This is a genomic window from uncultured Gimesia sp. (assembly GCF_937910335.1).
Lineage (GTDB): Bacteria > Planctomycetota > Planctomycetia > Planctomycetales > Planctomycetaceae > Gimesia.
In genome coordinates, this window is the sequence record NZ_CALEMX010000451.1 from 1 (window position 1) to 10,321 (window position 10,321).

At 48.1% G+C, this 10,321-nt stretch carries 7 protein-coding genes; all 7 read right to left on the bottom strand.

All coding sequences use genetic code 11. The features are described 5' to 3' along the window. Positions 1-2,203, bottom strand: a 2,203-nt coding sequence (locus Q0668_RS17965) for a LamG-like jellyroll fold domain-containing protein (RefSeq protein WP_298867142.1), incomplete at its 3' end; no start/stop codon positions are given. Next, positions 2,133-3,008, bottom strand: a complete 876-nt coding sequence (locus Q0668_RS17970) for a hypothetical protein (protein WP_298867144.1) — start codon at positions 3,006-3,008, stop codon at positions 2,133-2,135. The genes Q0668_RS17965 and Q0668_RS17970, both read right to left, overlap by 71 nt. 803 nt (positions 3,009-3,811) lie before the next feature. Beyond that, complete coding sequence (locus tag Q0668_RS17975) at positions 3,812-4,342, bottom strand: AAA family ATPase (RefSeq protein WP_298867147.1); 531 nt, start codon at positions 4,340-4,342, stop codon at positions 3,812-3,814. A gap of 105 nt (positions 4,343-4,447) precedes the next feature. Next, positions 4,448-5,326 carry an SMI1/KNR4 family protein gene (locus Q0668_RS17980; RefSeq protein ID WP_298867149.1) on the bottom strand — a complete coding sequence of 293 codons (879 nt, stop codon included), beginning with the start codon at positions 5,324-5,326 and terminating at the stop codon, positions 4,448-4,450. 108 nt (positions 5,327-5,434) lie between these two features. After that, on the bottom strand, positions 5,435-5,731 hold the full coding sequence (locus Q0668_RS17985) for a hypothetical protein (RefSeq protein WP_298867151.1): 297 nt from the start codon (positions 5,729-5,731) through the stop codon (positions 5,435-5,437). A gap of 488 nt (positions 5,732-6,219) precedes the next feature. After that, complete coding sequence (locus Q0668_RS17990) at positions 6,220-8,706, bottom strand: acetylxylan esterase (protein ID WP_298867153.1); 2,487 nt, start codon at positions 8,704-8,706, stop codon at positions 6,220-6,222. A 516-nt stretch (positions 8,707-9,222) separates the two neighbouring features. Then, on the bottom strand, positions 9,223-10,321 hold a 1,099-nt coding region (locus tag Q0668_RS17995; RefSeq protein ID WP_298867155.1), incomplete at its 5' end, for a hypothetical protein.

Below are 10,321 nucleotides of genomic sequence, written 5' to 3' on the forward strand. Positions count from 1 at the left end.
TGATTCGAGCCTGGATCGATTCCTGGCTCAACCCAAATGGGAAATATCGGTTGAAGGTGAATGAGGTAATGTTAGTCAACACAATGGGTGTTGTGACAACGGGACTTCCCGTGCCCACACCTGTTGTCAGAGTCATGATCGCTGTATTGGCATCACTGAAAACGATTTCGATCAAGTCATCAGCGTTGGTACCATTAATGAGAATATCACCGGTACCAAACAGAGGAATGTCCTGATAGGCCCCAATGTGTGGCGATGTCGTCGCTGGATCAGCGGCTACGTCGGTTGACATAAAGGCCGCGGGAGAACCAAGGCCCACAGTGTAGATCTCTTCTAAAGATGTGGTAGGCACAAACAGTGGATCATGATCGCGTGCAAAGAGCGGATCGACACCAACGGAATTTGATGGATCCAACAACACCTGGTTGGTTTCACTATCATTATCAAAGAAGACGTTGTTTAAAATGGAGGCATCCAAAGGAGCAATGACTGCAAACCCTTGAATGGGTAGCCCCGGTGGATCATTTTGAATATACAGATCGATGTTCGTTCCGCTATCGCCAGAGGCAATCAGCGTACCTGGTGCATCATCCAGATTCCAGTGTGCGACAAGTCTCGGATCAGCGCCAACACCGGCGGCTCGTATCGCATCCCGGTCTGTCTGGTTTAGTACGTCATTGTACCAGCCGATGTCGTCCATCAACCCTTCAAAGAAACGGTCTGAACTACCAACGTCACGTCCGACGCTCATTAAACCGTTGATGGTCTCTGTGAAGTTGCTGCTGTCAAAACCAGTCATGTTTTGATCAAAACCAGCCAGGTAGGCTAACTCGACACCATCCAGGTAAATTCGCATTTCACCAACTGACGCATCCCACGTGTATTGGATATTCGTCCAAGTGTTTTCTATTCCTGCCCCGACAGGACCGTCCTGAATGACGAACTCTCCATTATCTTGTGTGCGGCCAAAGAATTGTCCACCGCCGTTATCTCGATATTGGAATTCCATGCCACCATCGCCGGGACCTTCAAACAGGTTATTCCGTTTGCCGATATCCGAAATATTGACCCAAATATTTAAGGTCCCTTTTTCGCCTACATCGAAAGAAGCGTCCCGGAAGGTGGCAAAGTCGTCGACCCCGTCAAACTGCAACGCGCCACCAAATTGCCCACCCGCTACAAACACAGGAGGAGCGAGATCTGTTGTCAATGTCATGACGATGCCATTTTTATTATCAATGACACTACTGCCCGTTGATTGATCGAAGTCCCAATGGGCGACAAGACGTGGATCAGCAGCTAAAAATGCAACACCATTGTTACGAATGTCGTCACGATCTGTCATATCCAATGCGGCATTAAACCAGCCGACGTCATCCATTAGACCATCGAAATATCGGCCTGAAGAAGCACTGGCATCCCGTCCGACAGTGATTAATTGATTGACAGAACTGACAACGGACACCCACTGGGTGAGGTCAGAATCGAAAGTCGTACTTAGATAGGCAACCTCGACGCCATCAATATAGATATGCATTTGCGGATTTACAGGAGCATTAAAGTCCCACGTGTATTGCAGGTTCTGCCAGACGTTTTCTGTCCCGCCCGCACCTCCGTCTTGAATGGCAAAGTTACCACCGCCATTGCCCGCACGTCCGGGGCTTCCAAAGAACTGTCCCCCAGTGTTTTCACGAAACTGGAATTCAAAACCAGCACTATTCAAACCTTCGAAAAATTGATTTCGCTGGCTTTGATCGTGCATATTGACCCAGAGGTTCAGCGTGCCTGCTGTCCCCACATCAAACAGATTACTTTGAAAAGTACCGAAGTCATCGACACCATCAAACTCGAGTGCCCCGCCAAAGACGCCTCCTGCCGGACTCCATAAGGGACCCGTGGTTGGCGCGGTTGGCTGTGGACCGTCATAGGTAAACCCGGTAAAGATATTGTCCACGATATTGATCGAATTCGCAGGGATAGAAAGTGTGGGATCATAGAAGATCCCTCCTGGTTGAGCAAAATTTCCATCGCCGTTTGTGACAGAGGAATCCTGCCAGTCAAATGTGTTATGGATAATATCAATACCGTCGCCTGTCATACCCTGATTCGTAATCGCGACAGTATAGTTCTGGTCACCAGCTTCCTGGAAGGAGACCGTTGGCAAAGTAGTTGTATGAGATTTCACCACTGAAGGCGAAGTCATTAGGATCGCTAAATGTCCCCTGTGGACCAATGGCAATGGGGCCCCAGCGAAAATGGTCTTCACGGAATTCGTTACGGGTAATCAGAAAGTTTTCACCACTCCCGGCATTTCCATCCCGAATGGCACCGCGCCCGAATTTCCCTTCGAAGATGGAATCGGAGACTTCCAGATTGTCAGCGCCTTGAAAGACGACTGCACTACGATAATTATCGCTGAATAACAAATCATTGAGTGTTGTATCATCGCCGGTTGTTGAAACAACATATCCCATATAATCGGTGGCACCAGTATGAGTTTCCCACCCTAGTTGTGCCCCTGAAATCGTCACATCATCTGCTGAAATACTAATCGCTTCATCGAAGCTATTAATAGGAGCTCCTGCCTTGCGAATTTCTACGACATCTTTGCCTTCACCAATAATTGAAATCGAGTCAACAATATTTAGAGTCCCGACCTCGTTATAAACACCGGCTGCCACCATGATGGTATCACCTGATGCGACAAAGCCCAGCGTATCTTGAATCGTATCAAAGGCAGTTGTGCCAAACACGGCATTCTGATCTCCGATAGTGACGGGATCTGTATCCGTACCGGCGATGATATCACCATTCGTCAAACCATTGAAATCGTCGTCCACAAAAAAGGTGGTCAACAGCGTCCGGTCTTCCAAGACTTCTGTCGTGGAGATTTGATTGTGGACAGCCGCGTTCCAGCGACGGCGAATGTCACGGCGATCGCGGGATCGAAACAGGGGGCGTCTTTTGATGTGTGATGTAAGAGTACCAAGCCAGTTTGTTAGCAGCATCCTGTCAACTCCTCAGTTAGTATGGTCTATCAGTAAGTGCGTTTTTAAGTTCGTTTTTTAAGTGGGGACAACATTGTCATATTCAGTAATAAAACGTGACCGAATCTCTCAAACAAGGGTCGAAAACCCTCCCTTTTTCACTTCGATCAACGCTCCATTTTGTTAAATTCCAGACGACCACAGATGGCAAAACCGATCTGCGCAAGGCGCCTATTCTCAATTAACCTAACCATCAATATCCGAAAAAACAAAATATTACCACAAAAAAAGCACCTGTTCTTCCAAATTTAACAGAATTACCAAGGTGTTGTTTTTTTGACATACTCTCTCAAACAACCAAAATAGCACTATTGAAGTAAAAGTACATATAGCAAAGTATACATAAAAAACCTAACAATGTGCTTTTAAGTACACTGTTCAGTGAGGTTTATTGTCCATAACCTGTGCAAACAACTAAAGGTTTATATATCACGCAGGCTGTTATTCTTTACTTTCATCCACCTCTCTGACCTCAACAAACCAGGGACAAGAGTGCAATATAGAAATATCCGACCTCCTCAGTACTGCAGGCCATGGGTTTCAGGCTCGTGAAACCGTCATTCTTGATTTCTTACCCTGTTATTATGTCCGCATCTATTCGAACCTGATCTCATGTGACCAAATAAGGTGTACACGAAACCGTTCGTTTTTGACATGTCTTAGGCATGACGTGTGTGTGGGGTGTAGGGGTTGCTTAGTCGTGTCGCAAGGCGGCTATCGGATTGATCAGTTATGCTGACGACCGTTCAGACAACAGGTGCTTGTTATGTGCCTGTTTCGCTTAAATACTTTTGGCATTCTTTGGGTGATCTCAATCGAACAATATTGATCTCTCTGTATTCCGGATTTTCAGCTAATTTTGAATACTTTTTCTTGTTTTTGTGATACGTCTTGATGGTCCATAGCAGTATGGAATCTTTTGAAAGAAGCTTTCTGAAACTCTCCCTGTTGCCAGTGCCTGGCCATAGTTCTTCCCTGGTGCACGATCTCACGATTGCACGTTTCAGTGCCTGGTAGAGTGTTCTATGCAGGCTGTAATCAATCCAGATGATCGTATCAACTTCTTTCCATTTGATTGAAACCGTGCGGGTATAATTTCCATCTAATACCCATTGATCGACACTTAAACGTTGTTCAAGATTCTTAAAGAACTCGTCATCACTGGGCCAGAACCAATCCTTTCCCCAAAAGATTGCATCCATTTCTATATAGGGATAGCCAAGTTTCTTTGATAGCTTTTTAGCGAATGTGCTTTTTCCGCTACCGCTGGTTCCTATGACGTTGATTTTTTTCATACTTGAGAGCACATATTGGCTTGGTTTACCGGGCCCGGGAGTTGGTTTGGATTTTGAAATAGAGGCCGAATGAGGGTACGACGCAACCAATTGTTATGTGGCCATTTATTCGGGTAACCGCGTTTGACCTTCTTTGATCACGCCTTCGATTGCACGCAAGCGAGAGTATCCGCACGTATGCGTTATCGCCGCGTGAATTTTGTACCTGACGAATTGCATTGATATGTCGCCATCCTCGTCACAGTGGCAAAGAAAAACAAATTCCGGGTTAGCGCGTGTGCTAAAATTAGCGTCATTTTTTTTTGCCATACGTTCTGTGGTCTGTTTCACGAGGGCATATCGGCTTGGGACAACGTCATTCTTGGCCGCGGCATCAAATATCCTGAGGTTGTCACGAAATTTCGTGAAGCTCGTCGCGACGCGTGGCCAGTTGGCTAAATCGGTCTCATCAAAAGTATCAAACGATCCGTGATCCCAAAAGAAGACCGATCCGGCATGTTCGCCGCCAACGCAGAGCAGCCAAAGGTTGCCGCAGGAATCCCGGGCAATGGGAAGCATGTTTTTGGGAAGACGACCGGAATAAGTGTTGTGATGCCATTCCATGCTTGCCCATGCGCGTTCATCGCCAATTGCAAAGAAACAGAAAACATCTGACGCTGTCTTTTGTCCGGCCTCCTCGAAATCGACACAATCTGGTGACGGGAACCCACCGTTGTTTTTCAGCAGAAACTTACGGTAGTCGTCAGGTAGCTGGCATGAGTATTTCTGTTCGACAGCGTGCAGCGAATCTTCCGTAAGCGTAGGTGCGTCGTTAATAGGCGTGAATGCTGGTATCTTGGACTCTGGCGTTGCAGAAGCGGATTGAGTCGGCGATGTGTCTGCTGGTGCGTCGGATTGACGATTGCAACCGAGGATACTTGTCGCAGCGAGTGTCAGAATAATTAGAATTGGCCGCAGTTGCATATTTGTTTCTCCGTTTTTCACCTAAGGTCCTGGTTCACCGGTCCCCGGGGGTTGAATTGAATTTTAAACAGACGCCGAACGAGGGTTCCGATGCTGTCCGGCATTTCATTCAGAGCCGCGATTTTGTATCTAGCTGTTCTTTTCCGAAAGGTGCCGTGTGGCTGCTTGCCAATTTGGATCAATTAACGCCGTTTTGATGCATTCGGCAATTGTTTCATGCTTGTCAGACCACACGTAGTCTTCACGATTGGTCAGGAATGTGTGCCAAGCGTTGAGGTCGAATCCGAAATCCTCAGCGGTCGCCTTCACGAGCGAACGGCGTGCCTTGTCAATTCGTACAACAAGACCGAGATCATCAGGTTCCACAAACGGTAGCCATTCGCCACAAAGATGCAGCATGTTGATCTGTAATGGTAGCAATCGCATCGGATCTTTCAGTTGATGTGTTTTGGGATGACTATCACGAAGCAGAAGAACGACCAAATTTACCGGACGGCAACAGTGATGACAATTATGAGCATCGATTTTGATTTCATCTAGACGTACTGTCTTGTCATTTAACTTTGTTATTCACTTGTATGGACTTCTACAGGTATGATGCCCCTGAGGCTTCATATAATTCATAAATTCTGGATATTGTTCCAGTATGTTGTATAGGATACCAGTCGCTAGAAACCTTTCAATATCTCCTGGTCCAATCCCATGTACCTTCTGAATGAATTTCGTTAACTCCAGCCGAAAAATAAAACCTAGTGGCCGGGGCGACCTGGTTCATTTTACCGCCGGTGTGATTCGAATAATGCCATTTCGTGAAAACGGGTCTTTTGTATGTGTTGATCCCTAAATGACCGGGTTTCGCTGAGTGAATTCACTAATTCGTACTGACTAAAGTTTGTCGAGTCAGAAAAGAAGCTTCATTTTTTCGTCTGTAACGCGGGCTTGATCTGCTTTTGGACCGGTGCCTCACGATTGAGCCAGCGACTGATGGCCTCGGCTCTCAGGCGGGATCCGCGGATGCTCGAAGCGTGACTGTGCCAGGGGTCGCAGATTAGTTCCAGCAGTCCCGGCTGAATGCCAGTGAGTGCCGCAATCTGATTTCCGCTGGCCGTTACTGTGTCCAGCAAACTCACCTCTGCAAAGACCGGACACTGAATGCGCGTGGCGAAATTCGCCGCATCGAAGTAGCTTAGCGTATGCAGAAATTGTTTTTCTGATTGACCGGCTGGTTTGGCACTCATGTCAAAAGGCCAGAAGCCCGGCTTGAACTTCACAGTCCAGTCCAAACGACAGAGTCCGCTGTGAGCGGGTGCGGCAAAGCTGATTCGTTTGTCGAGGCCGGCAAGAATCAGACTCAGCCCGCCACCCTGGCTGCCGCCGGATGACATGATTCGTTTAACGTCGACTTCGGGTCTGGTGGCTAAAAAATCGACAGAGCGCACCATACTGGCATAAATCGTGCGCCACATCGACGTCTGTGGCGACTCGATTCCGTGAGTCCAATAATTCCATGCCGCCGGATCATCGGGCCGCGATTCGTAGTCAAGCTCGACGGGCAATCCGTGGATGGCGATCCACATGCCGCAGTAGTTTGGACCGTGAGGCACCTGGGCCGCGGTCCGCTTGTAGATGCCCGAACTGGGGAGTTCGAGTCGTACGGGATAACGGCCCGGTTTTCGCGGCTTCCAGTACCAGCCATGAAACCGTCGTCCATTCAAACTGGCGAGACTGACTTTAAAAGCCTCGGAATGTTCGTCGCTTTGTTCGGGTACTGGTGTCAATTTCGCGGCCATTGGAATGGTGGCCAGTTCTTTCAATGTCTGCTGCCAAAACTCATCAAAGTCGTCGGGGCGCCGTTGAGGGGGATTATAATTCGGGAAGTCGTGTGTGAAGACCCATTCCACGGTGCGTGCGTGATCTTTTTCATCAGCCACTTTCACACGGCCGCGGAACACTCCCGGTTGATCGAACTTGATCTGTGTAGGAATCGATGTTGTATCACCGGCGTTGAGTTCGAAAGGTGTGATGCGCTCTTCAATCACTTCGCGTGTGAGATAATCGCAGATTTGAAATGAAAACGTTCCCCGTTGCACTTTGGCTGAGAAATTTCGGGCCTTCAAATCGAATGAGACTGGTTGACCCGTGGGCAATAAAAAGTCGTCGCTCGCGCAGCCGATCGAGACGCCGATGGATTCGGAAGCGGTTGGTTTTTCCAGCGGACGTAGCGTCAGTTTGTTCGAGCCGGAACCCCAGGAAAGAAACTGCCAGGCCCATATATCACCGGGAAGACGTGTTGTGGCGACGCGCGAGTATCCCACCACATGCTGACTGGCGAATAGAACGGGGCCCGCATTCGTCATCAGACGGCTGCTGATCTGTCGTCCCTCATCCAGCTTGTTGCGAAACAGCCCGCGGTCGGTCCTGTCGTCGAGACTGGCGACAACGCCATCGGCAAGTACCAAGTTAAGATTCAATCCGCCCGTAGTCTCTGTCTGACGAACCTCGATATCGAAATCATGCTCGCGGAAGGCGTATCGCAGCGAGAGCTTGTCACCGGTTGCTTCGACTCTGGTCCGACCTTCGAGCCGAACAGCATCCAGTTTCAAAACGCGCTGACGTGGATCGTTATTCTCAAATGCCGCCGATGCCGTTGAGGTTGAACTTCCAGAGGGCAGGGCGGCCTGCAAGAAATCGAACTTCCCGGCCTGAATCGATTGAACATACCCGTTGGGTCCGATCATGACCTGGTAGTGGGGTGTTGTGACCTTGATTCCGCCTCCCGGTAAAATTTTGCGTACGACGGGCGAGGGAGGCACATCGATTGGTTTCAGGCCATCCAACAGCAGTCGCCCGTGAACTTTCCCTTCCGGAAGTAGAAAATTGAGGCAGATTGTGGCGACATCCCGCCGGTCGTATGTTCCCTGTTTGCCCGGCGGCAGACTCTTATCCAGAATCCGTGCTTCAGCTAGATCGAAAGTAATCTGACGCCAGTCTTCACCCGGTTTGAGGATGACCGGTTTCGTGGGAGCAACGGTCGCAAGCTTCTGAAAGCCCGGGTTGCACAGGTAGATGTCGCGCAGTTTCAGTTCTCCTGCCGTCAGAGATTTCACTGATAAAGTGATGGCATCGATCTTTGAGAGATCGAGCGGTTTGGTCGGCTCAAAACGCAACTCGACCATATTGCGTGGTTTGTCCGCTGCCACATCAATATCGACGGCAACACTGCTCGCTCCATCGATTTTGTCATCAGCGAATGCTTGAAACGCATATGATTGCGTGATGGTGGCGTCGTTCCAATAACTCTGCGGAATCCAGCGTCCTGCCTGTTCGGTCCAGTCTGCCGCCCGCGCGGAACCACTCATGACAAGCCACGACAGTACAAATGTAAAAAACGCTTTGCTCATATGATTGCTCAATTGTGCGGGACGCACTTCAGGATGGTGAAGGTGACCAAATTTGTGAAATGGCCGCGGACAATTCGAACTGCAACTCCTGTGCGCTGCATACGACAGGGCTGAGTAACAGCAAGACTGTCATGCGGTAAATCATACTTTGTGCCACCGAACTTAATTTTCACCCGCATGCCCTTGTTCATTCATGAAGCTGATATGGAACAAATACATGTAAAGTGACCGGTTTTGTTCAGATAAAAATCCTCTTTGGCTTTATATCGCACATCAATTCAGGATATGGTTCAATCATACTGTTTATGATACCAGTCACTAAAAGCATTTCAAGCTATAGTTTACCTGGTGATCAGGTCTTTCTATTCAGACATCAGCAGAATTGAAAAAACAGAAAACGCAACAGGTGATGCATGATATTCATATAAAAAATCCCGGTGAGATAGATGTCGGATTCTATCTTACCGGGAAACAGATCGCTGATCTTCAATCCTTAAGCAATGGATGGACTCGATTTCAAGGAGTCTCTAGTTTGTCGAGCCGCGGTTGGCTGATCGTTTCATAATGCAGGTCGCTGAAGAGTGCCCGATACCGCCCGTCATCAAGCCGCCAGCGCAGCAGTAGCTTTGTTCTTTCTCCCGGCTTGACCTGGAGTCCGTAGTATTGCAAGTCCTGCTCGGTTTCCTGCGTGAAGTACTTGCTTTTTTGCTTTTGGAAAAGATAACGAAGGCCATCACCAACCTCTTCACTCGAGTTTTGTAAGGCAAAGTATTTTTTAGATATTTCATGATCTACGATCTTTTCAGGATGGCCTTCTTTAGATAGTTTTTTCTGGAGTTCTTGCATCTTAGTGCTAAGTTTGAATAACTTATCGTAGTAGTCGGTTCGCTTGTGTAGTTCATTTATCAGAGCATCTGGATAAATCTTTTTGACTTGTGGGTACTCTCCCATCTCTTTGGAATAGATTTGCAGCGCTTTGACAATTTGCTTCTCTTTTTCCGCTTCGCTCTTCTCCGGTGGTCCCTTGAGCTCCTTGAAATTGTCGGGAATATCGACCACAAACAGCGAGTCATCCAATGGGACATCCCACTCAAAGTTTTCCAGTTTGTGAATCATATCAACTCCAGGCAGCATATTGGAAATTATCATTTCACAGCGTAAAGGCAAGGCGGTGTCGACATCGGCCCACAACCGCATGGTTCCAGGAAAGGAATCGGGTGCGATCTTTTTCATGTCAACTTCAAAACCGCGGGCTGTTTTTCCGTCGATTTTTGTAAAGCCCAGATCTTGGTCGGCTTGACCTCGGAAGTTCCTCAATTTTAACATAGCGGCAAAATTGGGTTCATTGGCGGAGCTGGCTGTCTTTTGACGAATGTAATGGCTACTCCTGTGAAAAAGCTGCACGCCGGGTTTACCAACCGGGCGAATTGAAATTTCACGAAGCTCCCCATTGGTCTTTTTATCCTTAGGTATGAGATACCTTTCCATCCGGGAGCCTTTGTCTTTGGACCAGTAATTATGGTCTTTTGAATCTTGAATCTTTATTGGTGATTCCCCTTTAACGTCTGTCTTCATCGTCATTGTCCAGGTTGCCGATTTTACATTTTGCAGCCGC